A 26,856-nucleotide genomic window follows, 5' to 3' on the forward strand; every position below is an offset into this window, starting at 1 on the left:
TTCTGAGTCCGCCCTACGGAGCTTTCTTGCGCATCGACCAGGCGTTACGAAGGCACGCCGCTCAGCAATGCCTGGGCTTTGCCAAACACCAGATAACGGGCCAGATCGGCCAGCGGCAGTGGCTTGCTGACCAGATAGCCCTGTACCTGATCGCAGCCGTACTGACGCAACAAGGCCAGCTGCCCGGCATCTTCGACGCCCTCGGCCACCACTTCGAGATTGAGGTTGTGCGCCAGGTTGATCATCGCCCGCACCAGTTGGCGGTTTTCCGCGCGCTCGCCCATGCCGCCGACGAAGCTGCGGTCGATCTTCAGCAGGCCGATCGGCAGGCTATTGAGGTGCACGAAGGACGAATAGCCGGTGCCGAAATCGTCCAGCGAGAAGCGCACGCCAAGTTCGGCGAGGCCATCCATGGTCTGCCGCACATGCTCGCTGCGGCGCATCACCGCGGTTTCGGTCAGCTCGAACTCCAGCCAGCGCGCATCCACGCCGCGCTCCTCGATCAGCCGCCGTAGGGTCGGCAGCAACTGGCTGTCCTGAAACTGGCGGAACGACAGATTGACCGCCATGTGCAGCGGCGGCAGGCCGCGCCCGCGCAGCCATTGCATGTCGCGCAGCGCGCGGGCCATCACCCAGTAGCCGAGCGGCACGATCAAGCCGCTCTGCTCGGCTAGCGGCACGAATTCGTTGGGCGCCAGCAGGCCGCGTTCGCGATGCCGCCAGCGCACCAGCGCCTCGAGGCCGACGATGGTGCCGCTGCGCAAACACAGGCGCGGCTGATAATGCAGCTCCAGCTCGTCGCGGCGCAGGGCCCGGCGCAATTCGCTTTCCAGGTCGGCGAGGCTGCGCGCGTTGCGGTTGATGCGCTCGTCGAACAGATGAAAACTGCAGCCCTGCTCGCTCTTGGCCTGCTGCATGGCGATATGCGCGTGCCACATCAGCGGGTCGGCGCCGGCGCCGGTCTGCGCGTGCGCCAGCCCCAGGCTGCAGCCGAGCAAGAGGCTTTCGCCGTCGATCCAGTAGGGTTCGGACAGCGCTTCGGTGATGCGTTCGGCGACCAGGCGGGCGCGCGCCCGATCCCGGCGGGTATCCAGCAACAAGGCGAACTCGTCGCCGCCGAGGCGCGCCAACTGGTCGCCGGCGGCCAACTGTGCCTTGAGACGGGCCACCACCTGCAGAATCAGGCGGTCGCCGGCCTGGTGGCCGAGGGCGTCGTTGGCATGCCGGAAGTTGTCCAGATCGAGATGACCAAGCACCAGGCCGCGGCCATCGGACTCGGCCAGGCGCGCCGCCAGCAAGGTATGAAAACCCTGACGATTGGCGATGCCGGTCAGCGGGTCTTGCTCGGCGAGGCGTTGCAGGGTGCTCTGCAGATTGCCCTGTGCGCGCACATAGCGCAGACAGCGGCGCAGCACCTCGCCCCCGAACTGGCCGCGCACCAGCCAATCGCTGACGCCGAGCGGCGCTTCGGCTGGCTCTGCGTCGAGCAGTTGGACAATCGGCAAGGGACATTGACCGGGGGCCGGTTGGAGCGCCGGAGTGGTCAGCAGCAGAGCATGGGCGTGGTCATCGAAGAGGTTGCTGGCAGCGTTCCAGGACGGCGCGGTGATCAACGAGATGTGACTGCCCATCGCAGCGAGATGCTCGCGCAACGACAGCGCCCAATCCGGCTCTGCAGCCAGCAGGACGATCCGCACAGGTTCGATGAACGCGGACAAGCAACCTCCCCACCCCATGACAATAAGTACAATCCATTGCCACGACGCGCCCTTAAAAGGCGTCTATCTCGCACGTCCTGTGCAGGTTTTTGCGCATCCTGCGGGAAACCCGGATTAGCGGCAAGCCCAATGCCGGCACGATCGTACGGGATTGCCCGATTTCGCCAAGCCTGTCGCTTTGCCATCATCGAAACCGCAATCAGGCTCCAGACGGTAACGGCATCTCGGCTGCGGCCTGCTAGAATGCGCGCCCATTTTCCTTCGACTCGACGCGATGTCCCGTCTCAATCCCCGGCAGCAGGAAGCCGTGAACTACGTCGGCGGCCCTCTGTTGGTGCTCGCCGGCGCCGGCTCCGGCAAAACCAGCGTGATCACGCGCAAGATCGCCCACCTGGTGCAGAACTGCGGCATCCAGGCCCGCCACATCGTCGCCATGACCTTTACCAACAAGGCGGCGCGCGAGATGAAGGAGCGCGTCGGCAGCCTGCTCAAGGGCGCCGAGGGCCGCGGCCTGACGGTGTCGACCTTCCACAACCTGGGCATGAACATCATCCGCAAGGAATACGCGGCGCTCGGCTACAAGCCGGGTTTCTCGATTTTCGATGAGGGCGATATCAAGGCGCTGCTCAGCGACATCATGCAGAAGGAATATTCCGGCGATGATGGCGCCGACGAGATCAAGAACTACATCGGCGGCTGGAAGAACGAGCTGATCATGCCCGACGAGGCGCTGGCCAACTCGCGCAACCCCAAGGAACAGACCGCCGCCATCGTCTACCTGCACTACCAGCGCACGCTCAAGGCGTACAACGCGGTGGACTTCGACGACCTGATCCTGCTGCCGGTCAAGCTGTTCCAGGCCCACCCGGACATCCTCGAGAAGTGGCAGAACCGCATTCGCTACCTGCTGGTCGACGAATACCAGGACACCAACGCCAGCCAGTATTTGCTGGTCAAGTTGCTGGTCGGCATGCGCAACCAGTTCACCGTGGTCGGCGACGATGACCAGTCGATCTACGCCTGGCGCGGCGCGCGGCCGGAAAACCTGATGCTGCTGAAAGAGGATTACCCGTCGCTGAAGGTGGTGATGCTCGAACAGAACTACCGTTCCACCAGCCGCATCCTCAAATGCGCCAACGTACTGATCGCCAACAACCCGCACGCTTTCGAGAAGCAGTTGTGGAGCGAGATGGGCCACGGCGACGAGATCCGCGTGATCCGCTGCAAGAACGAAGAAAACGAGTGCGAACGGGTGGCGATGGAAATCCTCACCGAACACCTGCGCACCGAGCGTCCGTACAGCGACTTCGCCATCCTCTACCGCGGCAACTACCAGGCCAAGCTGATGGAGCTGAAGCTGCAGCACCACCAGATTCCCTATCGGTTGAGTGGCGGCACCAGCTTCTTCGCCCGCCAGGAAGTGAAGGACCTGATGTCCTACTTCCGCCTGCTGGTCAATCCAGACGACGACAACGCCTTCCTGCGCGTGATCAACGTGCCACGCCGCGAAATCGGCTCGACCACCCTGGAAAAGCTCGGCAACTACGCCACCGAGCGCAAGATCTCGATGTACGCCGCCTGCGACGAAGTCGGCCTCGGTGCGCACCTCGACAACCGCTACGGTGAGCGTCTGCAACGCTTCAAGCGCTGGATGGACACCATCCGCCAACAATGTGCGCAGAACGAGCCGATTGCCGTGCTGCGCAGCATGGTGATGGACATCGACTACGAGAACTGGCTGCGCCAGAACGCCTCCAGCGATAAGGTCGCCGAGGCGCGCATGGGCAACGTGTGGTTCCTCATCGAGGCGCTGAAGAACACCCTGGAGCGCGACGAAGACGGCGAGATGACCATCGAGGAAGCCATCGGCAAACTGGTCCTGCGCGACATGCTCGAGCGTCAGCAGGAAGAGCAAGAAGGCGCCGAGGGCGTGCAGATGATGACCCTGCACGCCTCCAAGGGCCTGGAATTTCCTTCGGTGTTCATCATCGGCGTCGAGGAGGAAATTCTCCCGCACCGCTCCAGCATCGAGGCCGACACCATCGAGGAGGAGCGGCGCCTGGCCTACGTCGGCATCACCCGCGCACGCCAGAACCTGACCATGACCTTCGCCGCCAAGCGCAAGCAATATGGCGAAATCATCGACTGCTCCTCGAGCCGTTTTCTCGACGAACTGCCGCCGGAAGACCTAGTCTGGCACGGCCAGGACGACGCACCGGTGGAGGTCAAGGCGGCGCGCGGCAATGATGCCCTGGCGAATATGCGTGCCATGCTGAAACGACCGGCGGCGGAGTGAACGCAGATCCTGAATGACGCTCCCGTAGGATGGGTTGAGGAGCGTAGCGACGATTCCCATCGAACCCATGCCGATGGGTATCGCTTCGCTCGACCTGCGCGGCCCGACCCATCCTACGGATTACATCCCGTAGCCTGGATGTAATCCGGGCTACGGTGCACGAACCGACTTAATCCCGGCGGCGTCCGGGCCCAACAGACACAACGAGGGTAAGAGCGTGGAAGCGCTGAAACAGAAGATTCTCGCCGAAGGCATCGTGATCTCCGAGCAAGTGCTCAAGGTCGACGCCTTCCTCAATCACCAGATCGATCCGGCCCTCATGCAGCAGGTCGGCCATGCGTTCGCCGAGCGCTTCCGCGATCAGGGCATCACCAAGATCGTCACCATCGAGGCCTCGGGCATCGCCCCGGCGGTGATGGCCGGTCTGGAGCTGGGCGTGCCGGTGATCTTCGCCCGCAAGTACCAGTCGCTGACCCTGAAGGACAACCTGTACATCTCCAAGGTGTTCTCCTTCACCAAGCAGAGCGAGAGCACCATCGCCATCTCCGCCAAGCACCTGAGCGCCGCGGATCATGTGCTGGTGATCGACGACTTCCTCGCCAACGGGCATGCCGCCAAGGCGCTGATCGACCTGATCAGCCAGGCCGGAGCGAGCATTGCCGGGATCGGCATCGTCATCGAGAAGTCCTTCCAGGAAGGCCGCACCTTGCTGGAAAGCGAGGGCTATCGCGTCGAGTCGCTGGCCCGCGTGCAGGCGCTGGCCGACGGCCGCGTGACCTTTCTCGACTGAATTGCAGCGCCCTTGGTTCGCGGCCCATGGCCGCGACAATCACCGCTCACCGCCGTGAGCAAGATCCCGTAGCCCGGATGCAATCCGGGAATCGAGAGGCGCCGAGCTACCCGGATTACATCCGGGCTACTGCAGGAGCGAAGCGCGCGGTGGCCTTCAGCCCAATAGACCTGCTCGCGCAGCCCCTCAGGGTCCTCCAGGCCCATGCGCCGCAAATGCGTGGGGTAATCGGCCGGCGCCGGCGGGTCGAATAGCGCCGCCTTACCCAGATCGAGAATCTCGCTCAGACGCAGCTTGCGCTTGAGCCATAGCAGCGCGCGCGCTGGTTTTCGTCGAGCTCGCGCAGGCGCTGAGCGAGCCGAGAAAGAAACCGCCATGGATCAGTACACCGCCGCAAATACTCGCGTAGCCGCGGCTCATCTAGACGCGCGGGCGAAGAATGGGCCCATGAAGCGCTGTTCCAACTCGCTGGCCGCCCGTGACCGGCCCAGACTGAGCGCGGTGAAGATGGTCAAGAGCACTCGGGCAACCCCTTGATGCGCTGCTGGTACAGCGCGTTGACGAAGCGGTTGGGCTTGCCCAGCCCGAGCGGCAAGCCGAGACGGATCGGGCCGTCAATCTGCTCCAGAACCTGGTCGACAGCGGATTCACGTGAGCAACACGGCACTGGAGTATCTCCCGTTGCCCCTAACCCGCCGCGCTTTGCTCCGTAAGAGCTTTGCCCGAAAACGACAAAGCCGCCCGGAGGCGGCTTTGTCAGCGATACGCGTTACCGCGTCGCGGTTCGGCGATTACAAGCCGGACATCTTCTGGATGGTGGCCTTCAGGTCAGCATCGCTACAGTCGGCGCAGGTGCCTTTCGGCGGCATCGCGTTGACGCCGCTGATGGCCTTGGCCAACAGGCCGTCGAGGCCGCCTTCCTTGTCGGCACGGGCCTTCCACGCCGCGCCGTCACCGATCTTCGGCGCACCCAGCACGCCAACGGTATGGCAGGCACCACAATGCTTGGTGATGATGTCGTCTGGCGTCTTCGCGCCACCGCCGGCGGAGACCGCGACGGTTTCGATACCCTTGCACTCTTGGCCTTGCACGCACACTTCACCGACCGGCTTGATCCGTGCAGCGATGTCGTCATTGGTCGCGGCCTGAGCGCTCACAGCCCACAGAGCCAGGACGGCAGCATGAGCCGCCAGCATTTTCTTAATTAGGTTCACGCTTACACCCTCATCGTGGCTAGTACGCTCGCGGCCACGGTTTCGCGAGCGGGCGCCAGTATAGCGGTTCACCCGCCAAGTCGAAACAACCCAACTTGTCGCAGGGATATGGCCCTGCGCAGGTGGTCGAGGAATCAGAAATTCGCCGGCGTGGTGGCGCTGATCAGCCGCGCCGGTGCATCGAACGGATTGCGAAAGCGATGCGGCTTGCTGCTCTCGAAGTAGTAACTGTCACCGCATTCGAGGATGTAGATCTCGCCGCTGACGGTCAGCTCGAGGCGCCCGGTAACCAGCATCCCGGACTCTTCGCCTTCGTGGACAAGCATCTCGTCACCGGTATCGGCGCCCGGTGGATAGGTCTCGTCGAGAAAGGTGATGGCGCGGCTGGGATGGGCTTTACCGACCAGTTTCATGGTCACCGAACCACTCGGCAGCGCGGTCAGTTCGTCCGCTTTGTAAACCACCTGGGGCAGGTTGCCCTGCTCGACTTCCAGGGAAAAGAATTCCACCAACGACATGGGAATGCCGGATAGCACCTTCTTTAGCGAGCTGATCGAGGGGCTGACGCTGTTCTTCTCGATCATCGAAATGGTGCTGTTGGTGACTCCCGCGCGCTTGGCCAACTCGCGCTGGGACAGGCCTTTGAGTTTACGAATGGATTGCAGTCGAACGCCGACGTCCAATGCTGGTGCCCCCTGGGGAGATGCGGAAAGTTGGCCGTATCATGGCAACAGCGTTCAGTATTTACAACAGCCCGCCCGCAAATCCTGCGCGCCTAGCCATGCGGGTAAATCAGCGGCACGCGGCGCAGATTGCAAAAGATCTGGTAGGGAATCGTCCCGGCCTGCGCCGCCACGTCACTGGCCAGCACGTGCTTGCCCCACAGCTCGACGCGGCTGCCGAGGCCGGCCTGCGGCAAATCGCTGAGATCGACGGTAAGCATGTCCATCGACACCCGGCCGATCAGTCGGCTCGCCTGGCCATCGATCAACACCGGGGTGCCAGTCGGCGCATGCCGCGGGTAACCGTCGGCATAGCCCATGGCGACCACGCCGACCCGCGTCGGCCGCTCGCTGATGAAACGCGCGCCATAGCCGACCGGCTCGCCAGCCGGCAATTCGCGCACGCTGATGATCTTCGACTCGAGGGTCATCACCGGCTGCAACCGCGCCGCCAGGGCCTGCGGCTGTTCGAACGGCGTGGCACCGTAGAGCATGATCCCCGGGCGTACCCAATCGCTGGACTGCTGCTGAGGGAATAGCTCGGGCCAGCCGAGAATCGCCGGCGAATTACGCAGGCTGACTTCCGCGCTCAGGCCTTGCCGGGCCTGCTCGAAGGCGGCCAGTTGCTCGTTGCTGCGCGGACTGTCCAGCTCGTCGGCACGGGCGAAGTGGCTCATCAGGACGATCTTGCCGACCTTACCTGTGGCCTGCAGGCGCCGGTAGGCCGCCGGATAATCGGCCGGATGCAGGCCCACCCGGTGCATGCCCGAATCCATCTTCAACCAGACGGTCAGCGGACGCTGCAGCGCCGCGCGCTCGATGGCTTCGATCTGCCACAGCGAATGCACCACGCACCACAGATCCAGCTGATCGATCAGGCCCAGCTCATCGGTCTCGAAGAATCCTTCAAGAAGCAGGATTGGCGCCGCAATGGCCGCCGCGCGCAGCTCCATCGCTTCCTCGATGCAGGCCACCGCAAAGCCGTCGACCTCGTCGTGCAGGGCCTGCGCGCAGCGCACCGCGCCATGCCCGTAGGCATCCGCCTTGACCACCGCCAAGGCGCGCGCACCCGACACTTCGCGGGCCAGCCGGTAGTTGGCACGCAGGGCATTGAGATCGATCAGGGCACGGGCGGGACGCATGGCTTGTTCACTTAGACAGTCGGTGGGTAGGTCACTATCGCGCCGTCAGCGGACGACGCCAAACGAATAAAAAACCCGGCACAAGCGGCCGGGCAAAGCAGGATCAGTCGAGCGCAGCGACGATGGAAATTTCCACCAATACCGCGGGGGCATACATGTTCGCTTCGACGCAAGCGCGCGCGGGCGCCGTGCCCGGGGTCAGCCAGGCGTCCCATTCGGCATTCAGGCCGGCGTAGTCGGCGCTGATGTCCTTCAGGTAGATAGTCGCCGAGAGAATCCGCGACTTGTCGCTACCGGCCTCGGCCAGCAGTTTATCGATGCTGGCCAAGGTCTCGCGGGTCTGCTGGCGGACGTCGCCCGATAGGTCGTCCGCCAACTGGCCGGCGAGATACACCGTGCCCCGGTGGATGACGATTTCGCTGTAGCGTGACTCAGTGCGCAGGCGCTGGATTGCCATGGGCGTTGCCCTCCTTGCTGCTGCCATAACGGGAAATATCCAGGCCTTCGGCGCTGATCTGCGGACGCCGACGCGCCATCAGGTCGGCGAGAAAACGTCCCGAGCCGCAGGCCATGGTCCAGCCCAGTGTACCGTGGCCGGTATTGAGGAACAGATTGCTGAAGCGGGTCGCCCCCACGATCGGCGTACCATCTGGAGTGGCCGGACGCAGGCCGGTCCAGAAACTCGCCTGGTCCAGATCGCCACCTTGCGGATACAGATCGCCGGTGATCATTTCCAGGGTCTCGCGCCGGCGCGGATTGAGGCTCAGGTCGTGGCCGGCGATCTCCGCCATGCCACCGACGCGAATGCGATTGTCGAAGCGGGTGATGGCGACTTTGTAGGTCTCATCGAGGATCGTCGAAGTCGGTGCCATCGCCGCGTTGGTGATCGGCACGGTCAGCGAATAGCCCTTCAGTGGATACACCGGCGCCTTGATGCCCAGCGGCTTGAGCAGCTGCGGGGTGAAGCTGCCGAGCGCCAGCACGTAACGGTCGGCCGTTTCCAGCTGGCCGTCGATCCACACGCCATTGATCCGGTCGCCAGCGAAATCGAGACGTTCGATGTTCTGCCCGAAACGGAATTCCACACCCAGCTTGGTGGCCATCTCGGCCAGTTGCGTGGTGAACAGTTGGCAGTCGCCGGTCTGGTCGTTGGGCAGGCGCAGGGCGCCGGCGAGTTTGTGCGCGACATTGGCCAGCGCCGGCTCGACGCGGGCGATGCCGGCGCGATCGAGCACCTCATACGGCACACCGGAGCGCTCGAGCACGGTGATGTCCTTGGCGGCGGCATCCAGTTGCGCCTGGGTACGGAACAGCTGGGTGGTGCCAAGGCTGCGGCCTTCGTAGGCGATACCGGTCTCCGCGCGCAACTCGTCGAGACAATCGCGGCTGTACTCGGACAGGCGCACCATGCGCTCCTTGTTCACCGCATAGCGCGCCGCCGTGCAGTTGCGCAGCATCTGCGCCATCCACAGGTATTGGTCGAGATCAGCGGTGGCCTTGATCGCCAGCGGGGCGTGCTTTTGCAGCAGCCATTTCATGGCTTTCAGCGGAATGCCGGGCGCGGCCCACGGCGAGGCATAGCCGGGCGAGACCTGGCCGGCGTTGCCGAAACTGGTCTCCATCGCCGGGGCGTTCTGGCGATCGACCACGACCACTTCGAAACCGGCCCGAGCCAGGTAATACGCACTGGCGGTCCCGATCACGCCGCTGCCAAGCACCATTACACGCATCTATTTCTCCTCGCCGCGAGTTTACGCTGACGTTTGTTATCTTGAGCGCAGAATGTGTGCAGTATAAAAAGCGACGAGCAGTGCTTTTCACTATAGTTGCGGCTATATTCGGAGAGAATTCCCGGCAATAATTCAATTTACGGAGTTGCATTCCCCATGAGAACCCAGCATCAGAGCCGCCGCGAGCTGGACAAGATCGACCGGAATATTTTACGCATCCTCCAGGATGACGGCCGCCTGTCCTTCACCGAGCTGGGCGAGCGCGTCGGCCTGTCGACCACGCCGTGCACCGAGCGGGTCCGCCGCCTGGAACGCGAAGGCATCATCATGGGCTACAACGCGCGGCTCAATCCGCAGCACCTCAAGGCCAGCCTGCTGGTGTTCGTCGAGATCAGCCTGGACTACAAGTCCGGCGACACCTTCGAGGAATTCCGCCGCGCCGTGCTCAAGCTGCCGCATGTACTGGAATGCCACCTGGTGTCCGGCGATTTCGACTACCTGGTGAAAGCGCGCATCAACGAGATGGCCAGCTACCGCAAGCTGCTCGGCGACATCCTCCTCAAGCTGCCGCACGTGCGCGAGTCGAAGAGCTACATCGTCATGGAAGAAGTGAAGGAATCGCTGACCCTGCCGGTGCCGGAGTAAGCGCTGCCGTTGCCCTGGCGTGGCCGACACCACCATCGCGTAGGAGCGAATTTATTCGCGATGGACGCAATGAAGGTTTCGCCCCGGTTCGCGGATAAATCCGCTCCTACAAAAGATGGGCAGCCAGCCCCGTTGCCTAGACCAACACCTGCCGCGTGCTGGCGATCAGCCGATGCACCTGCCGCTCGACCCGCGCCTCGGTCGGCGTTTCCGGGCCGCGGCCATTCGGGCAGGGCAGGCTCGGCGTGGTGCCGAACAGCCGGCAGATCAGCGGGCGCTGGTCGTATACCTGGCAGCCCTGCGGGCCGAGGTGCACGCAGTTCCACTCGGCCAGCGCCGCCTCACGCTCGGCATCGCCCTTGACCGGCAGGCGCGCCAGCTCCTCCGACGAGGCAGTCACCGGGCCACAGCAATCGTGGCAGCCGGGCACGCAGTCGAAGCGCGGAATCTGCCGGCGCAGGTGATCGATCTTGCGGCTGGTGCAGCTCATGCGGCGGCATTCCTGGAAGAAATCGCCGGCATGTTACCCGCGCTGCGCCAGCAGCGGCCGCTGAACCGCCAGGCGGAGCGCGATTTTTTCACCTGTCCACTTGGCGCAAAGCAGAAGCCGCGCTTATCCTGCGTTGAATTTTCCAAACACCATACACAGGATTCCGCACATGAACGCCCGCGTTCACCAGCCCGTGCACAGCAGCCAACACGCCCCGTCCTATTACGCCGCCAGCGCCAACCGGCAACTCGCTTACCCACCGCTGACCGGTGAGCAGGTAGCCGATGTGTGCATCGTCGGCGGCGGTTATTCCGGACTGAACACCGCCATCGAACTGGCCGAGCGAGGTTTTTCGGTGGTCCTGTTGGAGGCTCGCAAAATCGCCTGGGGCGCCAGTGGGCGCAACGGCGGCCAGTTGATCCGCGGCGTCGGTCACGGGCTCGAGCAGTTCAGCGGGGTGATCGGCAGCGACGGCGTGCAGGAGCTCAAGCGTCTCGGCCTGGAAGCGGTGGAGATCGTCCGCCGGCGCATCGAGCACTTCGCCATCGACTGCGACCTGACCTGGGGCTATTGCGACCTGGCCAACAAGCCGCGCGACCTGGAAGGCTTTCTCGAGGACCGCGAGGAACTCCGCGAACTCGGCTACCGCCACGAGCTGCGCGTGCTGCAGGCCGGCGACATGCATCAGGTGGTTGGCTCCGACCGCTACGTCGGCGGCCTGATCGACATGGGCTCCGGGCACCTGCACCCGCTCAATCTGGCCCTCGGCGAAGCGGCTGCCGCGCACTCGCTGGGCGTGCGGTTATTCGAGCAATCGGCGGTGACGCGCATCGATTACGGCAATGAAGTGCGCGTGCACAGCGCCCAGGGCCTGGTCCGCGCCAAGCATCTGGTGCTCGCCTGCAATGCCTATCTCAACGATCTGAACCCGGAGTTGGGCGGCAAGGTGCTGCCGGCCGGTAGCTACATCATCGCCACCGAACCGCTCAGCGCGGCCCAGGCGCGCACCCTGATCCCGCAGAACATGGCGCTCTGCGACCAGCGCGTGGCCCTCGACTACTACCGGCTTTCGGCCGACCGGCGTCTGCTGTTCGGCGGCGCTTGCCACTATTCCGGGCGCGATCCAGCGGACATCGCCGCCTATATGCGACCGAAAATGCTCGAGGTGTTCCCGCAGCTGGCCAACATCCGGATCGACTATCAATGGGGCGGGATGATCGGCATCGGCGCCAACCGCCTGCCGCAAATCGGCCGCCTGCACAGTCAGCCCAACGTGTTCTACGCGCAGGCCTATGCCGGCCATGGCTTGAACGCCACCCACCTGGCCGGACGACTGCTCGCCGAAGCCATCGCCGGCCAGGAAAGCCGCGGTTTTGACCTGTTCGCCAAGGTGCCGCACATGACCTTCCCGGGCGGCAAGCTGTTGCGCTCGCCACTGCTGGCCCTGGGCATGCTCTGGTATCGCTTGAAGGATGCGCTGGGCAACGCCAATCCGTTGTAAACGGCGACCGATGCTCTAGTCGCCGAGCGTCTCGGCCGGCGCCGCCATGGCCGCATCGTCCTGCCGCCAGACCAGCCAGACGAATCCCGCCGCGCCCGCCGCCATCAGCCAGGGCAGCGCGTGGCCGCTGACCCACTGGCTGAGCACGCCGGTCGCCAGCGGCCCAATCAGGCAACCGATCCCCCATAGCTGCGCGACGTGGGCATTGGCGCGCACCAGTTGATCATCGCGAAAACGCTCGCCGATGAGGATCAGCGCCAGGGTGAACAAGCCGCCGGCACTCGCGCCGAACAGCACCAGCACCGGCCACATCAGCGGCGTATGCAGGCTCAACGGAATCGCCAGGCTGGAGACCAGCAACGCCAGGCCGCAGCCACGGAACAAGCTACTCCGCGACATCCGGTCGGCCAGCCAGCCGATTGGCAGTTGCAGCGCCGCATCGCCGATCACCACCACGCTGGCCATCAGCAAGGCGACTTCCTGGGTGAAGCCCTGACGCAGGCCGTAGATCGGCAGCAGGGTCAGCATCATCGCCTCGAAGGCAGCGAACAGTGCCACCGCCCAGGCGACCGCCGGCATGTTCCGGCAGAACGCCCGCAAGCCGCGCCCCGAGGCGCTCTGCGCGTCCACCTGCGGCGCGCCACGCCGGCCCAGCAGCACCAGCGAGCCACCGATCAGCAGCCCGGTGCCGGTCCAGAACGCCTGATTGCCGGCGGTGCCCAGCGCACTCAGGAGCAACGGCCCGGACAGCTGGCTCAGCGCATAGCCGGTGCCATACAGGGCTACCAAACGGCCGCGCCATTTCTCCACGGCCAGTTGGTTGATCCAGCTCTCGCCGAGGATGAATACCACGGTCAGCGCCACGCCGATCAGCAGACGCAGCACCAGCCAGATCGGGTAACTCTGCACCAGCGCCAGCAACACCACCGACAGCGCGCTGGCCAGCAGGCATAGCTGCATCAGCGCCGTGGTGCCGATCCGCGCGGCCAGCCGGCCGGTGACCAGGGCGCCGAGCAACACGCCAACCGCCGGTGTGGCCGCCATCACCCCAATGGCGAAGTTGTCGTAGCCCCAGCCCTCCAGACGCAGCGACACCAACGGCATAGTCACCCCGAGGGCCAGGCCGATGCTGATCACCGAAGCGCAAACGGCGAAATAGGTTCCCCAACGCATGACGTGCTCCAACAATGCAAAACGGCCGGGCTCCCTCAGAACCTGTTTACGATCTGCTGCGCGTCGGCCATACGGCGTTGAAATCACACTCGGACTTGTCGTTTACAACTTGTAAACTCCTCGTCCTCGCCTGATTTCGCCTTGTCTGGCTCTAGCTCGCGAGATCGTAAACAGGTTCTCAGGAAACCCGGCCGCAGGTATGGCTCACATGAGCCGGCCCCGAAGGGCGGAACTCAAACAATATTGCCCGGCCCACCTCGACCGAACCTGCCACCGATCGAGATCTCCGGGGCTAAGGCCAGACAAGGCGAACCGTCGCTTTGAAGCGCAGCGTACTCAGGTACGTGAGCATTCAAAGCGGCGGTTCAACGCCGTATGGCCGACGACCCGGAAATCGTTCGACAATCACAACTTGATCCAGGTGGCCTTCAGTTCGGTGTACTTGTCGAACGCATGCAGCGACTTGTCACGGCCGTTGCCGGACTGCTTGAAGCCACCGAACGGCGCGGTCATGTCACCACCGTCGTATTGGTTGACCCACACGCTACCGGCGCGCAGCGCCTTGGCGGTCAAGTGGGCCTTGGAGATATTGCTGGTCCACACCGCCGCAGCCAGGCCATAGGGCGTGTCGTTGGCGATGCGCACGGCTTCCTCGGCGTCCTCGAAAGTGATCACCGACAGCACCGGGCCGAAAATTTCCTCGCGGGCGATCTTCATCGCATTGCTCACCCCGTCGAAGATGGTCGGCTCGACATAGACGCCGCCGGTTTCCTCCAGAGTGCGCTTGCCGCCGACCACCAGCGTGGCGCCATCGCTATGCCCCGATTCGATATAGGCCAGCACGGTGTTCATCTGCTGGGTGTCGACCAGCGCACCGACATTGGTTTGCGGGTCCAGCGGGTTGCCCGGTTTCCAGCCTTTCAGCGCCTCAATGACCATGGGCAGGAACTGCTCCTTAATCGAGCGCTCAACCAGCAGCCGCGAACCGGCGGTGCAGACTTCGCCCTGGTTGAAGGCGATGGCGCCGGCCGCAGCCTCGGCGGCGGCTTTCAAGTCCGGCGCGTCGGCAAACACGATATTCGGGCTCTTGCCGCCGGCTTCCAGCCAGACGCGCTTCATGTTCGATTCGCCGGCATAGATCATCAGCTGCTTGGCAATCTTGGTCGAGCCGGTGAACACCAGGCAGTCGACGTCCATATGCAGCGCCAGCGCCTTGCCGACAGTGTGCCCATAGCCCGGCAGGACGTTGAATACGCCCTTGGGAAGGCCGGCTTCGGTGGCCAGCTGGGCGATGCGGATGGCGGTCAGCGGTGATTTTTCCGATGGTTTGAGGATCACCGAGTTACCGCAGGCCAGCGCCGGGCCGAGCTTCCAGCAGCTCATCACCAGCGGGAAATTCCACGGCACGATGGCGGCGACCACGCCGATCGCCTCGCGGGTCACCAGACCCAGCTCGTCGTGCGGGGTAGCAGCCACCTCGTCGTAGATCTTGTCGATCGCCTCGCCACTCCAGCGCAGCGAGTTGGCGGCACTGTTGACGTCGATATGCAGGGCGTCGTTGATCGGCTTACCCATGTCGAGGGTTTCCAGCAAGGCCAGCTCTTGGGCATTGGCCAGCAGCAGGTCGGCGAAGCGCAGCATCACCTTCTTGCGCTTGACCGGCGCCAACCGCGACCAGACACCGGAATCGAAGGCCGCCCGCGCGGCGCTGACCGCGCGCTCGGCGTCGGCGCTGTCGCAACTGGCTATTTGACCCAGCATCCGGCCATCAACCGGACTGATGCAATCGAACGTCGCCCCAGAGGCAGCAGCTGTGTATTCACCTTGGATGTAGGCGCGGCCCTCGATCTTCAGCGCCTCGGCGCGCTGCTCCCAATCGGCACGGGTCAAACTGGTCATATGCTGCTCCTCTTGTTCTGGCGACGATCTGGCAAGGCCGAAAAACTATCCAGCACAGCGGCCGTGCACCTGCAATTCGGCCGATCTGGCCGAGGTGCCCCAACACTAAACCGGGGTTGGCCTATTTTCAATATTTTTGACATAAGCTGGGCAAACGGCCTTGTCTTGTTCGTTTTATTAAACATAGACTGCCGCCAACCGCCCTTCTGCGGGCCATCCCGTCACCTCTCGATCACAGCGCACCCCGCCATGAACATTCAGCACATCGTTGATTTCGCCAGCGCCACAACCGCCACCGAGCACTATCAGCCGGCCGCCGAAAAGATCCTCGCCGGCGATCCGCAGCAAAGCGTGCGCAACCACTACAGCAGCCCGTGCGGGCAGTTCAGCTCGGGCATCTGGGAGGGCGCGGTCGGCCAATGGACGGTGAATTACAGCGAGCACGAATACTGCGAGATTCTCAGCGGCGTATCGGTGCTGCGCGACAGCGCCGGCAACGCCAAGACCTTGCAGACCGGCGACCGCTTCGTCATCCCCGCCGGCTTCAGCGGCACCTGGGAAGTGCTCGAAGCCTGTCGCAAGGTCTATGTAATTTTCGAGCAAAACCCCGCTTGATCTAACGCACTCCAAGCGTGATCTTTCGGCCCGCCCAGTGCGGGCCTTTTCTTGCCTGAAGAATCGCAGGCAAAAAAAACCCGCCGAAAAGGCGGGTTTTTTTGCAAGGCGCCGATCAATTACTTGATCTTGGCTTCCTTGTACATCACGTGCTTACGGATGGTCGGATCAAATTTCTTGATCTCGATCTTGTCCGGAGTAGTACGTTTGTTCTTGTCGGTGGTGTAGAAGTGGCCGGTACCGGCACTGGACACCAAACGGATCAGTTCGCGCATGATTGCTCCTTAAACCTTTTCGCCGCGAGCGCGCAGCTCAGCCAGCACGACATCAATACCACGCTTGTCGATGATGCGCATGCCCTTGGCGGTCAGGCGCAGACGGACGAAGCGGTTCTCGGACTCGACCCAAAAGCGGTGATGCTGCAGGTTCGGCAGGAAACGACGACGGGTTTTGTTGTTCGCATGGGAAACGTTATTCCCGGTTACCGGACCCTTACCGGTAACTTGACAGACTCTCGACATGCCTCAGCCCTCTAAAACCACATGCCCAACCCGGCATGGGTTGGCCGCTTAAACTCAAAGTCAGTTGGCGCTCTGCGCCGCGTTTCATCGAGGTCTTACCGGCCACACCTACAGGCGAAGGAACCGGGCCCCTAGAAAAGAGCGCTGCTTTATACCAGAAAGCCCCCCTATCAACAAGTTTGGTGATGCCCTGAACCGCCCTGCCGACAATCGGTAACCCCACCATGCCGCGCGCTCAAGGCATATTTCGACGCTCGACCGCCCGTCAGTCTCCACCGTTGTACCGCTCGCCGCCATGGTCTAGGGTAAATCCCTTTCCGCGCTCGCCGACCGTCTAGGAGCTCCGCATGCGTCTTGCAGCCTTGCCATTGTTGTTCGCCCCGCTGCTGGCCCAGGCCGCAACCACCCTCAGCGTTTGCACCGAAGCCAGTCCGGAAGGCTTCGATGTGGTGCAGTACAACTCGCTGACCACCACCAATGCCTCGGCTGACGTCTTGATGAATCGGCTGGTCGACTTCGATGCTGGCAGCGGCGAGCTGCGCCCGAGCCTGGCGCAAAGCTGGGAAGTCTCGCCCGACGGCCTGCGCTACAGCTTCAAACTGCGCCCCGGGGTGAAATTCCAGCGCACCGCGTGGTTCAGTCCCAACCGCGATCTGAATGCCGATGACGTACTGTTCAGTTTTCAACGCATGCTCGAGCCAAGCCACGCCTGGTACAAGACCGCGCCGAGCGGCTACCCACACGCCCAGTCGATGCAGTTGCCGGCGCTGATCAAGCAGATCGAGGCGCCCGACCCGCTAACCGTGCGCTTCACTCTGACGCATCCGGATGCGACCTTTCTCGCCACGCTGAGCATGGGCTTCGCCTCGATCTACTCCGCCGAATACGCCGACCAGCTGCTCAAGGCCAGCACACCGGAGAAGCTCAACAGCCAGCCAGTCGGCACCGGGCCGTTCATCCTCAAGCGCTTCCAGAAGGATGCGCTGGTGCGCTACAGCGCCAATTCCGATTACTTCGCCGGCAAACCGGCGGTCGATGCACTGGTGTTTGCCATCACCCCGGACGCCAACGTGCGCCTGCAGAAGCTGCGCCGCGGCGAGTGCCATATCGCCCTGTCGCCCAAGCCGCTGGACGCCCGCGCCGCCGCCAGCGATCCGAGCCTGCAGGTGCTCGACACACCGGCGTTCATGACCGCCTTCGTCGCCCTCAACAGCCAGCATGCGCCGCTGGACAACCCGGAAGTGCGCCAGGCGATCAACCTCGCCTTCGACAAGACCAGCTACCTCAAGGCGCTCTTCGAGGACAGCGCCAGCCCCGCCAGCGGCCCCTACCCGCCGAACACCTGGAGCTACGCCAGCGAATTGCCCGGCTACACCCATGACCCGCAGCAGGCCCGTGCGCTGCTGGCCAAGGCCGGGTTGGCCGATGGCTTCAAGACCACGCTGTGGACGCGGCCCTCGAGCAGCCTGCTGAATCCCAACCCCAGCCTCGGCGCGCAGTTGCTGCAGGCCGATCTGGCCGAAGTCGGCATCCAGGCGGAGATTCGCGTGGTCGAATGGGGCGAGTTGATCCGCCGCGCCAAAGCTGGCGAGCACGATCTGCTGTTCATGGGCTGGGCCGGCGACAATGGCGATCCGGACAACTTCCTCACCCCGCAGTTTTCCTGTGCTGCAGTGCAAGCGGGGACCAATTTCGCGCGTTATTGCGACCCCGCCCTGGATCGCCTGATCGATGCCGGCAAGCGCAGCACCGACCAGGCGGAACGCAGCCGCTTATATAAGGAGGCGCAGGCGATCATCCAGCAGCAGGCGCTGTGGCTGCCACTGGCTCACCCACGCGCAGCGGTGCTGGCGCGCAAGGAAGTCAGCGGCTATCAGGTCAGCCCTTTCGGTCGCCAGGACTTCACCAACGTCAGCTTGCAACGCTGATACCGCGCGGGCGACGGAGCACTGATGGGCAGCCGCCCGTTGCTACAACCAACCCAGCTCAGCCATCGACAACGGCTCGCCGTCGCCGACGATAAAGTGGTCGAGTACCCGCACATCGACGTAACCCAACGCCTCTTTCAGCCGCTGAGTCAGCACGCGATCCGCCTGACTCGGCTCGGCGACTCCCGAAGGATGGTTATGGGTAAGAATCACCGCCGCCGCGTTGTGCGCCAGAGCGCGCTTGACCACCTGACGCGGATACACGCTGGCGCCGTCGACCGTGCCGCGAAACAACGCCTCGAAGGCCAACACGCGATGCTTGCTGTCGAGAAACAGGCAGCCGAACACTTCATGCGCTTCGTGGCGCAGCTGGGCTTTCAGGTAATCGCGCACCGCCTGCGGACTTTCCAGCGCCGAGTCGCGGCGCAAGCGCTCGGCGAGATGACGGCGGGCCATTTCCAGCACTGCCTGCAACTGGGCGAACTTGGCGGGACCGAGCCCCAGATGCTGGCTGAACGAGGCTAAATCCGCCTCGAGCAAGGCCCGTAAGCTGCCGAAATCGTTCAGCAGGTGACGCGCCAGATCCACCGCACTCTTGCCGGTGACTCCCGTGCGCAGGAAAATCGCCAGCAATTCGGCGTCGCTCAAGGTGCCCGCGCCGTGCTGCAAAAGCTTCTCCCGCGGGCGTTCCGCCGCAGGCCAATCACGAATGCTCATACCCTCTCCCTGTCGAGCTGGCCCGCTGTTCCGGTGCGGGCGCTGTGCTATCGTAGCCCTCTTTTTTGCGCCACGACCAGCCAGGGCGGGCAGCGTGCGCGATGACTCCATTAACTCTGTGTAAGGCAGTTCTAATGCAGCGGCTGTATCGGAAACGCATCGTCCTGGGCGTGGGTGGCGGTATCGCTGCCTACAAGAGTGCCGAGTTGGTCCGCCGTCTGCGCGATCAAGGCGCCGAAGTTCGTGTGGTCATGACCCGCGGCGGTCGTGAATTCATCACCCCGCTGACCCTACAGGCGCTGTCCGGCCATCCCGTGCACCTCGAGCTGCTCGATCCCGAGGCCGAGGCCGGCATGGGTCACATCGAGTTGGCGCGCTGGGCCGATCTGGTCCTGATCGCTCCGGCCACGGCTGAACTGCTGGCGCGTCTGGCACAGGGCAACGCCGACGATCTGCTGACCACCCTGGTGCTGGCCACCGACGCCACCGTGGCCCTCGCCCCAGCGATGAATCAGGCGATGTGGCGCGACCCGGCGACCCAGGCCAACCTCGAGCTGCTCGCCAGCCGCGGTCTGCGCGTGTTCGGCCCAGCCTCCGGCAGCCAGGCCTGCGGCGACGTCGGCCTCGGTCGCATGCTCGAAGCCGACGACCTGGCCCAGCTCGCCGCCGACTGCTTCCAGCGCCAGGCGCTGGACGGCAAGCACGTACTGATCACTGCCGGGCCGACCCAGGAAAACATCGACCCGGTGCGCTATATCACCAACCACAGCTCCGGCAAGATGGGTTTTGCCCTCGCCGAAGCCGCCGCCGAAGCTGGTGCGCGAGTGACCCTGGTGAGTGGCCCGGTGTATTTGCCGACACCCGACCGGGTCAACCGGATCGACGTGGTCAGCGCCCGCGACATGCTCGCCGCCTGCGAAGCCGCGATGCCCTGCGACCTACTGATCGCTGCCGCCGCGGTAGCCGACTACCGTCCGGAAGTGGTCGCCCAACACAAATTGAAGAAAGACCCGAGCACCGGCGACGGCCTGTTCCTGCAGATGGTGCGCAACCCGGACATCCTCGCCACCCTCGCCGGTCGCGACGACCGTCCGTTCAGCGTGGGTTTCGCCGCCGAAACCGAAAATCTGCTCGACTACGCCTCGCGCAAGCTGCGTGACAAAAACCTCGACCTGATCGTCGCTAACGATGTGGCCAACCCCACCATCGGCTTCAACAGCGAAGAGAACGCCATCACCATCATTGATCGCGAACAGCGGCAGACTAGCTTCGCCCAGACCAGCAAGGGCAAGATCGCCCGCCAGCTGATCGCCTTCATCGCCGACCGCCTCAACCAGGCCTGAGACCCCATGCACTCACTGCAAGCCAAGATTCTCGACGCGCGCCTCGGCCGCGATTTCCCGCTGCCGCAATACGCCACTCCGGGCTCCGCCGGCCTCGACCTGCGCGCCATGCTCCAGGAAGACACCACCCTTGAGCCGGGCCAGACCCTGCTGATTCCGACCGGCCTGTCGATCTACATCGCCGATCCAGGCCTGGCGGCACTGGTCCTGCCGCGCTCTGGCCTCGGCCACAAGCACGGCATCGTGCTCGGCAACCTGGTCGGCCTGATCGACTCCGATTACCAGGGCGAGCTGATGGTGTCCTGCTGGAACCGCGGACAGAGCACGTTCCAGATCGCCGTCGGCGAGCGGATCGCCCAGCTGATCCTGGTCCCGGTGGTGCAGGCCCATTTCGAACTGGTCGACGAGTTCGACGAAAGCCAGCGCGGCGCTGGCGGTTTCGGTCACTCCGGCAGCCATTGAAGCGCCTCCACCGTTCAGGATGAATTGCCGAGGAGATCTACCGTGAAACTCTTCAAGCGCCCCGCCAAGGATCAGGCTGCCGAGAGTCAGCTGCTGACCAGCGCGCCTCGCACCGCCGGCAACGACGACAAAAGCCATCTACTGGCCCTGCTGCCGAGCCTCGCCGCCCCCATCGCCGGCCTGCTCGCCGCCGCGGCGTTGCTGTGGTTCGGCGGCCTGCATAGTCAGCAGCAGGCGCAACGCCAGCAACTGGCCGATGCCTGGGGCACTAGCCAGGCAACTGCCCTGCAACAGGCCATCAAGCAACTGCGTGCCGACACCTTTGCCGCTGCGCGCAACCCACGGCTGCAGGAAGCCTTGCAGAGCCAGGACAGCACGCAGATTCGCGCCGCCGAGCGCAGTCTCAGCTATTGGGATGGGGTGATCGACGCGCATATCAACCTGCCCGGCCAAGCTAGCCAGGACGCCAGTGGCGCAGGGCCGGTGAATTTCGCCGCGCTCGACCTGCTACGGCGGGTGGAGAACGGCCAAATTCCTGCGCCAGAGGCCTACAAGAGCGACCAGCGCTGGCTGATCTACAGCGTCGCGCCGCTGCGCATGGGCGACGAGGCTCCGCTGCAGGGCACGCTGCTATTGGTTTTCGACCTGCAACGCCTGCTCGCCAGTCTGCCGCCGCTGCCCAGCGAAGTCGGCCAGCTGCAACTGGTGCAGCAGTTCGGCAATAGCCCGGCGCAGCTCCTGGCCCAGCGCGGCGATCCTGTCACCGGCGCGGCGCAAGCCTTCGAGAGCGGCAACCCGAACTGGAAGCTCAGCTTCGCCGGCGGCCCGAACCTCCAACAAGGTAGCCTTTCGCCGCTGCTGCTGGGCATTGCCACGCTGCTGGTGCTGGTTGGCGCCCTGGTCGGTCTGGCCCTGCAACAGCGCGGCCAACGCCGCCGCCTGCGCGACGATGTGGAGCAACTCGGGCAGATGCTGCGCGAACTCTCCAGCGGTAAAGCCGTCAAAGCCTTCAGCCTGCGCCTGCCCGAACTGAACGGTCTGGCTCAGTCCCTGGCGCGCTTGCCGCGCCCGGCGGCACCCAACCACGCCAGCAATGGCAACGGCAACGGCAAATCTGCCAGCCCGACCGACAGCCCCAACGGCGCGGGTCCGACCAAAGCCAGTGAGTTGGTCGACCCGCTGTTTCAAGACACCGATATTCTCGATATCGACATCCTCGACGAAGACCAGGATCTCCTGGGATTGGAGCAAGCCCCCGCCATGAGTGACCACGCAATTGCCGCCCCCAAATTGCCCGCCAGCATTTTCCGCGCCTACGACATCCGTGGCGTGGTCGGTGAGACCCTGACCCGCGAAACCGCCTATTGGGTCGGCCGTGCCGTTGGCGCGGAGAGCCTCGCCCAGGGTGAACCGAATGTGTCGGTCGGCCGCGACGGCCGCCTGTCCGGCCCCGAGCTGGTGCAGGCGCTGATCCAGGGCCTGGTCGAAGCCGGCTGCGAGGTCAGCGATATCGGCATGGTGCCGACCCCGGTGCTGTATTACGCGGCCAATGTGCTGGCCGGCAAGTCTGGAGTGATGCTCACCGGCAGCCACAACCCACCGGATTACAACGGTTTCAAGATCATGATCGCCGGCGATACCCTGGCCAACGAACAGATCCAGGCATTGCGCCAACGCATCGACAACAACGACCTGCCCAGCGGCCAGGGCAGCGTCGAGCAGGTCGAGATTCTCGATCGCTACTTCAAGCAGATCCGCGATGACATCGCCCTGGCCAAGCCGCTTAAGGTGGTGGTCGACTGCGGCAACGGCGCCGCCGGCGTGATCGCCCCGCAGCTGATCGAGGCGCTGGGTTGCACAGTGATTCCGCTGTTCTGCGAGGTCGACGGTAACTTCCCCAATCACCACCCCGACCCGGGCAAGCCGGAAAACCTGGTCGACCTGATCGCCAAGGTCAAAGAAGAGAAGGCCGACCTCGGCCTGGCCTTCGATGGTGATGGCGACCGCGTCGGCGTGGTCACCAACACCGGCACCATCATCTATCCCGACCGCCTGATGATGCTGTTCGCCAAGGATGTGGTGTCGCGCAATCCGGGTGCCGACGTGATCTTCGACGTCAAATGTACCCGTCGCCTCGGCGCGCTGATCAGCGGCTACGGCGGCCGCCCGGTGATGTGGAAGACCGGCCACTCGCTGATCAAGAAAAAGATGAAGGAAAATGGCGCGCTGCTGGCCGGCGAGATGAGTGGCCATATCTTCTTCAAGGAGCGCTGGTTCGGCTTCGACGATGGCATCTATAGCGCCGCACGTCTGCTGGAAATCCTCAGCCTCGACAAGCGCGACGCCGAGCACGTGTTCTCGGCCTTCCCGGTCGACGTGTCGACCCCGGAAATCAATATCCAGGTCACCGAAGAAAGCAAATTCAGCCTGATCGATGCGCTGCAAAGCGGCGGTCAGTGGGGCGAAGGCAGCATCACCACCCTGGACGGTGTGCGCGTCGACTACCCCAAGGGCTGGGGCCTGGTGCGCGCCTCCAACACCACGCCGGTGCTGGTGCTGCGTTTCGAAGGCGACACCGCCGAAGAACTGGAACGCATCCAGGCGATCTTCCGCGCCCAGCTGAACCTCGTCGCCCCCGACCTCACTCTGCCGTTCTGACCGCAATTTGCTGCACTGGAGCTCCGCATGACCCTTAACCGTGACGCCGCCACCAACATCGCCAAAGTACTGTCCGAGGCGCTGCCGTATATCCGCCGCTTCGTGGGCAAGACCCTGGTGATCAAGTACGGCGGTAACGCCATGGAGAGCGATGAGCTGAAGGAAGGCTTCGCCCGCGATATCGTGCTGATGAAAGCCGTCGGCATCAATCCGGTGGTCGTCCATGGCGGCGGCCCGCAGATCGGCGATCTGCTCAAGCGCCTGTCGATTGAAAGCCATTTCATCGACGGCATGCGCGTTACCGATGCGCAGACCATGGATGTGGTGGAGATGGTTCTCGGCGGCCAGGTCAACAAAGACATCGTCAATCTGATCAACCGCCACGGCGGCAGCGCCATCGGCCTGACCGGCAAGGATGCCGAGTTGATCCGCGCCAAGAAGCTCACCGTCAGCCGCCAGACCCCGGAGATGACCCAGCCGGAAATCATCGACATCGGCCACGTTGGCGAAGTCGTCGGGGTCAACACCGACCTGCTGAACATGCTGGTCAAGGGCGACTTCATTCCGGTGATCGCGCCCATCGGGGTCGGCGCCGAGGGCGAGTCGTACAACATCAACGCCGACCTGGTCGCCGGTAAGGTCGCCGAGGCCTTGCGCGCGGAAAAGCTCATGCTACTGACCAACATCGCCGGCCTGATGGACAAGCAAGGTCAGGTGCTGACCGGCCTGACTACCGAGCAGGTGGACGGGCTGATCGCCGACGGCACGATTTACGGCGGCATGCTGCCGAAGATCCGTTGCGCCCTGGAAGCCGTCCAGGGCGGTGTCACCAGCGCACATATCATCGACGGCCGCGTGCCGCATGCGGTGCTGCTGGAGATCTTCACCGACAGCGGCGTCGGCACCCTGATCTGTAACCGCAAGCAACGCTAACCATTAAGCCTGCCGACTTTCGCTCCAGCCACACACACGCGTGCGCTGGGCGAAAGTCGCCACCGCATGTTCCAGAGTAATTTCTAGATGCTGCCTATGGTCGCCATCGACCAAAGCGCAGGCCCGCTACCGCACGGCTGGCGCGAAGGTACTGGGCCCGCAGTGCGCCGCGATCCGCAATAGCGTTACGGTTGAACGCCGAGCAGCTTGGCCAGCCGCGCACGGTCGGCGCCAAAACTGGCTTCCGCCTGTTTGCGCGCGTTTTCATAGCGTTTGATGTCCTGCTCGGCGTGCACCTGCTCCGCCTTCAGGTTGCCAATTTGTGCGACCAGATGCTCGGGCACTTGGCGCCCGGCGCGCTCCTGATCGGCGGCCTGGCTCTGCAGGCTGGCTTGCTGGGTGCGCAGCGACTGCAGATTGCCGCGGGCCACGCCGATCACCCCATCCAGCTCGGCGAGCTTGCGGCCCTTGGCCCGATCGACATCGTCCAGCGTGCTATACAGCCGTAGCAACTGCGCATCCGAACTGGCCCTAGCCTTTTCGGCCAGTTGCCGCTGCATCTCTTCGCGGCTTGGCGCCGGCGGTACGACTTTGACGACTCGGCCCTGATCGTTGAGGACCTCATAACCCCCGCCGATGTACTGCGGCGGCACACCCTGACGATCAAGCACAGTCACGCCTTTATCGTTGACGTAGCGATACAACTCGGTCGCTTGGGCGGCGAATGGCAATAACGAACCCAGCAACAGCACGACGCGCAGCGAAGCCAGCTTGAGCATTAAGGCGAAACCTTGTCGTTGTTATATCCCGTACTGATCGCGATAGGCCTGCACCGCGGGTAGATATTCGTTCAGTGCAGCATCCCCCGCGAGATATTCCAGTACTTGTTCGAGCGACACAATACTCACTACTGGCATTTTGAAATCACGCTCGACTTCCTGGATGGCCGACAGCTCGCCTTGGCCGCGCTCCTGGCGGTTCAAGGCGATCAGCACACCAGCGGCTTGCGCACCCTGGTCTTGAATGATTTGCATGACCTCGCGGATCGCCGTGCCGGCGGTGATCACATCGTCGACGATCAGCACCCGACCTTGCAGCGGCGCGCCGACCAGCGTGCCACCTTCGCCATGAGCCTTGGCTTCCTTACGATTGAAGCACCATGGCAGGTCGCGACCATGCTTGTCGGCCAACGCCACGGCAGTGCTCGCCGCTAACGGAATGCCTTTATAGGCCGGCCCGAACAACACATCGAAATCGATCCCGCTGTCGACTACTGCCGCGGCATAGAACTGCCCCAGCCGCGCCAGAGCGGCGCCGCTATTGAACAACCCGGCATTGAAAAAATAGGGACTGGTGCGTCCGGACTTGAGGGTGAACTGACCGAAACGCAGGACTCCGCGTTCGATGGCAAATCGGATGAAATCGCGCTGGTACGCTTGCATGAAAAAAGCCCCGAACGGCACGGATTTAGCTAATTGAAGTGAGCTCGGGTATCATACACGCACGTGTTTTTGGGGGCCATTTATGCGGATCATTAGTGTCAACGTGAATGGTATTCAAGCTGCCGTCGAGCGAGGACTTCTCAGCTGGCTGCAAGCCCAGAATGCCGACGTCATCTGCCTGCAAGACACCCGCGCATCCGCCTTTGAACTGGACGACCCAGCCCTCCAGCTGGATGGTTATTTTCTGTACGCCTGCGAAGCGGAAGTGCCCGACCAAGGGGGCGTGGCGCTCTATTCGCGCCTGCAGCCCAAAGCGGTGATCAGCGGACTGGGTTTCGAGAGTGCCGATCGCTATGGGCGTTATCTGCAGGCCGACTTCGACAAGGTCAGCATTGCCAGCGTGCTGCTGCCTTCCGGACAGAACGGCGACGAGAGCTTGAATCATAAATTCAAGTTCATGGACGACTTCACTCATTATCTGGATAAGCAGCGGCGCAAGCGCCGTGAGTACATCTACAGCGGTTCGCTGTATGTGGCGCACCAGAAGATGGATGTGAAGAACTGGCGCGATTGCCAACAGTCACCGGGCTTCCTGGCGCCTGAGCGTGCCTGGCTGGACGAAGTGGTCGGGACCATGGGCTACGTCGATGCGCTGCGTGAAATCAACCGCGAAGGCGAGCAATTCAGCTGGTGGCCGGACAACGAACAGGCCGAATTGCTCAATCTCGGCTGGCGTTTCGACTATCAACTACTGACTCCGGGCCTGCGCCGCTTCGTACGCGGAGCGCGCCTGCCGCGTCAGCCACGCTTCTCCCAGCATGCGCCGCTGATTGTCGACTACGACTGGACGCTGACGGTCTGAGCACCAACTAGCAGACATGAAAAAGCCGGCATCGCGCCGGCTTTTCGTGTCTGCC

Annotated in this window: 25 protein-coding genes and 2 pseudogenes; 11 read left to right on the forward strand and 16 right to left on the reverse strand. The window is 63.6% G+C overall.

Translation table 11 applies throughout. The features are described 5' to 3' along the window. Nucleotides 1-44 precede the first annotated feature (44 nt). Nucleotides 45-1,718, reverse strand: a complete 1,674-nt coding sequence (locus tag NVV93_RS19330) for a bifunctional diguanylate cyclase/phosphodiesterase (RefSeq protein WP_258252273.1) — start codon at nucleotides 1,716-1,718, stop codon at nucleotides 45-47. Nucleotides 1,719-1,992: 274 nt separating this feature from the next. On the opposite strand from NVV93_RS19330, the gene rep reads away from it, so the two are divergent. Both rep and NVV93_RS19340 read left to right on the forward strand, forming a co-directional pair. After that, nucleotides 1,993-4,014 (forward strand): DNA helicase Rep, encoded by a 2,022-nt coding sequence (gene rep, locus NVV93_RS19335; RefSeq protein WP_258252274.1) that lies wholly within the window; start codon nucleotides 1,993-1,995, stop codon nucleotides 4,012-4,014. 217 nt (nucleotides 4,015-4,231) lie between these two features. Further along, a complete protein-coding gene (locus NVV93_RS19340; RefSeq protein ID WP_258252275.1) occupies nucleotides 4,232-4,804 on the forward strand; it encodes a xanthine phosphoribosyltransferase in 573 nt (190 codons plus the stop codon). A 164-nt stretch (nucleotides 4,805-4,968) separates the two neighbouring features. On the opposite strand, the pseudogene NVV93_RS19345 reads toward NVV93_RS19340, so the two are convergent. The 7 genes and pseudogenes from NVV93_RS19345 to dadA all read right to left on the reverse strand — a co-directional run. Next, a pseudogene (locus tag NVV93_RS19345) lies at nucleotides 4,969-5,124 on the reverse strand (hypothetical protein); the annotation flags it as partial. 108 nt (nucleotides 5,125-5,232) lie between these two features. Continuing rightward, nucleotides 5,233-5,432, reverse strand: a pseudogene (locus NVV93_RS19350) (acetyl-CoA hydrolase); the annotation flags it as partial. A gap of 163 nt (nucleotides 5,433-5,595) precedes the next feature. Further along, nucleotides 5,596-6,018, reverse strand: a complete 423-nt coding sequence (locus NVV93_RS19355; protein ID WP_258252276.1) for a cytochrome c5 family protein — start codon at nucleotides 6,016-6,018, stop codon at nucleotides 5,596-5,598. A 134-nt stretch (nucleotides 6,019-6,152) separates the two neighbouring features. After that, a complete protein-coding gene (locus NVV93_RS19360) occupies nucleotides 6,153-6,701 on the reverse strand; it encodes a cupin domain-containing protein (protein WP_258252277.1) in 549 nt (182 codons plus the stop codon). Nucleotides 6,702-6,793: 92 nt separating this feature from the next. Then, on the reverse strand, nucleotides 6,794-7,882 hold the full coding sequence (gene alr, locus NVV93_RS19365; protein WP_258252278.1) for an alanine racemase: 1,089 nt from the start codon (nucleotides 7,880-7,882) through the stop codon (nucleotides 6,794-6,796). Between the two features lie 103 nt (nucleotides 7,883-7,985). Beyond that, nucleotides 7,986-8,339 (reverse strand): RidA family protein, encoded by a 354-nt coding sequence (locus NVV93_RS19370; protein WP_258252279.1) that lies wholly within the window; start codon nucleotides 8,337-8,339, stop codon nucleotides 7,986-7,988. Continuing rightward, nucleotides 8,314-9,612: a D-amino acid dehydrogenase gene (dadA, locus tag NVV93_RS19375; protein ID WP_258252280.1), complete on the reverse strand. Its 1,299-nt coding sequence runs from the start codon at nucleotides 9,610-9,612 to the stop codon at nucleotides 8,314-8,316. Before dadA ends, NVV93_RS19370 begins: the two co-directional genes overlap by 26 nt. A gap of 156 nt (nucleotides 9,613-9,768) precedes the next feature. Here dadA and NVV93_RS19380 point away from each other — a divergent pair, with 156 nt between their 5' ends. Further along, nucleotides 9,769-10,257 (forward strand): Lrp/AsnC ligand binding domain-containing protein, encoded by a 489-nt coding sequence (locus NVV93_RS19380; protein WP_258252281.1) that lies wholly within the window; start codon nucleotides 9,769-9,771, stop codon nucleotides 10,255-10,257. A 136-nt stretch (nucleotides 10,258-10,393) separates the two neighbouring features. On the opposite strand, the gene NVV93_RS19385 is transcribed toward NVV93_RS19380, so the two are convergent. After that, complete coding sequence (locus tag NVV93_RS19385; RefSeq protein WP_258252282.1) at nucleotides 10,394-10,747, reverse strand: YkgJ family cysteine cluster protein; 354 nt, start codon at nucleotides 10,745-10,747, stop codon at nucleotides 10,394-10,396. 169 nt (nucleotides 10,748-10,916) lie between these two features. Here NVV93_RS19385 and NVV93_RS19390 point away from each other — a divergent pair, with 169 nt between their 5' ends. Continuing rightward, a complete protein-coding gene (locus tag NVV93_RS19390) occupies nucleotides 10,917-12,248 on the forward strand; it encodes an FAD-binding oxidoreductase (protein WP_258252283.1) in 1,332 nt (443 codons plus the stop codon). 15 nt (nucleotides 12,249-12,263) lie between these two features. On the opposite strand, the gene NVV93_RS19395 is transcribed toward NVV93_RS19390, so the two are convergent. Both NVV93_RS19395 and NVV93_RS19400 read right to left on the reverse strand, forming a co-directional pair. After that, nucleotides 12,264-13,421, reverse strand: coding sequence for an MFS transporter (locus NVV93_RS19395; protein ID WP_258252284.1), 1,158 nt, complete (start codon nucleotides 13,419-13,421; stop codon nucleotides 12,264-12,266). A gap of 405 nt (nucleotides 13,422-13,826) precedes the next feature. Continuing rightward, nucleotides 13,827-15,320: an aldehyde dehydrogenase gene (locus NVV93_RS19400; RefSeq protein ID WP_258252285.1), complete on the reverse strand. Its 1,494-nt coding sequence runs from the start codon at nucleotides 15,318-15,320 to the stop codon at nucleotides 13,827-13,829. A 249-nt stretch (nucleotides 15,321-15,569) separates the two neighbouring features. Here NVV93_RS19400 and NVV93_RS19405 point away from each other — a divergent pair, with 249 nt between their 5' ends. Further along, nucleotides 15,570-15,935 carry a cupin domain-containing protein gene (locus NVV93_RS19405; protein ID WP_258252286.1) on the forward strand — a complete coding sequence of 122 codons (366 nt, stop codon included), beginning with the start codon at nucleotides 15,570-15,572 and terminating at the stop codon, nucleotides 15,933-15,935. 119 nt (nucleotides 15,936-16,054) lie between these two features. On the opposite strand, the gene rpmG is transcribed toward NVV93_RS19405, so the two are convergent. Both rpmG and rpmB read right to left on the reverse strand, forming a co-directional pair. Then, nucleotides 16,055-16,210, reverse strand: coding sequence for a 50S ribosomal protein L33 (gene rpmG, locus NVV93_RS19410; protein WP_108108871.1), 156 nt, complete (start codon nucleotides 16,208-16,210; stop codon nucleotides 16,055-16,057). Between the two features lie 9 nt (nucleotides 16,211-16,219). Then, entirely contained in the window at nucleotides 16,220-16,456 is a 237-nt protein-coding gene (gene rpmB / locus NVV93_RS19415) for a 50S ribosomal protein L28 (protein ID WP_258252287.1), read from the reverse strand. Nucleotides 16,457-16,803: 347 nt separating this feature from the next. Between rpmB and NVV93_RS19420 the strand changes: the two genes are divergently transcribed. Continuing rightward, nucleotides 16,804-18,384 (forward strand): ABC transporter substrate-binding protein, encoded by a 1,581-nt coding sequence (locus tag NVV93_RS19420; RefSeq protein WP_258252288.1) that lies wholly within the window; start codon nucleotides 16,804-16,806, stop codon nucleotides 18,382-18,384. Nucleotides 18,385-18,426: 42 nt separating this feature from the next. On the opposite strand, the gene radC is transcribed toward NVV93_RS19420, so the two are convergent. After that, complete coding sequence (gene radC / locus NVV93_RS19425; RefSeq protein WP_258252289.1) at nucleotides 18,427-19,101, reverse strand: DNA repair protein RadC; 675 nt, start codon at nucleotides 19,099-19,101, stop codon at nucleotides 18,427-18,429. A 134-nt stretch (nucleotides 19,102-19,235) separates the two neighbouring features. Between radC and coaBC the strand changes: the two genes are divergently transcribed. The 4 genes from coaBC (at nucleotide 19,236) to argB (ending at nucleotide 24,497) form a co-directional block, all read left to right on the forward strand. After that, nucleotides 19,236-20,444 (forward strand): bifunctional phosphopantothenoylcysteine decarboxylase/phosphopantothenate--cysteine ligase CoaBC, encoded by a 1,209-nt coding sequence (coaBC, locus tag NVV93_RS19430; protein WP_258252290.1) that lies wholly within the window; start codon nucleotides 19,236-19,238, stop codon nucleotides 20,442-20,444. Between the two features lie 6 nt (nucleotides 20,445-20,450). Then, the gene (dut, locus tag NVV93_RS19435; RefSeq protein ID WP_258252291.1) at nucleotides 20,451-20,906 is read left to right on the forward strand and encodes a dUTP diphosphatase; all 456 of its coding nucleotides are present in this window, start codon (nucleotides 20,451-20,453) and stop codon (nucleotides 20,904-20,906) included. A gap of 1,260 nt (nucleotides 20,907-22,166) precedes the next feature. Continuing rightward, on the forward strand, nucleotides 22,167-23,564 hold the full coding sequence (gene algC / locus NVV93_RS19440; protein ID WP_258254428.1) for a phosphomannomutase/phosphoglucomutase: 1,398 nt from the start codon (nucleotides 22,167-22,169) through the stop codon (nucleotides 23,562-23,564). A gap of 27 nt (nucleotides 23,565-23,591) precedes the next feature. Next, nucleotides 23,592-24,497, forward strand: coding sequence for an acetylglutamate kinase (gene argB / locus NVV93_RS19445; protein ID WP_258252292.1), 906 nt, complete (start codon nucleotides 23,592-23,594; stop codon nucleotides 24,495-24,497). A 185-nt stretch (nucleotides 24,498-24,682) separates the two neighbouring features. Here the strand turns inward: argB and NVV93_RS19450 are convergent, their stop codons facing one another. Both NVV93_RS19450 and pyrE read right to left on the reverse strand, forming a co-directional pair. Further along, nucleotides 24,683-25,276 carry a DUF4124 domain-containing protein gene (locus NVV93_RS19450; RefSeq protein ID WP_258252293.1) on the reverse strand — a complete coding sequence of 198 codons (594 nt, stop codon included), beginning with the start codon at nucleotides 25,274-25,276 and terminating at the stop codon, nucleotides 24,683-24,685. Nucleotides 25,277-25,297: 21 nt separating this feature from the next. Then, nucleotides 25,298-25,939 (reverse strand): orotate phosphoribosyltransferase, encoded by a 642-nt coding sequence (gene pyrE, locus NVV93_RS19455; protein WP_258252294.1) that lies wholly within the window; start codon nucleotides 25,937-25,939, stop codon nucleotides 25,298-25,300. Between the two features lie 82 nt (nucleotides 25,940-26,021). Here pyrE and NVV93_RS19460 point away from each other — a divergent pair, with 82 nt between their 5' ends. Further along, nucleotides 26,022-26,801, forward strand: a complete 780-nt coding sequence (locus NVV93_RS19460) for an exodeoxyribonuclease III (RefSeq protein ID WP_258252295.1) — start codon at nucleotides 26,022-26,024, stop codon at nucleotides 26,799-26,801. Nucleotides 26,802-26,856: the final 55 nt, after the last annotated feature.

It is taken from the genome of Pseudomonas sp. LS44 (assembly GCF_024730785.1).
Classification (GTDB): Bacteria; Pseudomonadota; Gammaproteobacteria; order Pseudomonadales; family Pseudomonadaceae; genus Aquipseudomonas.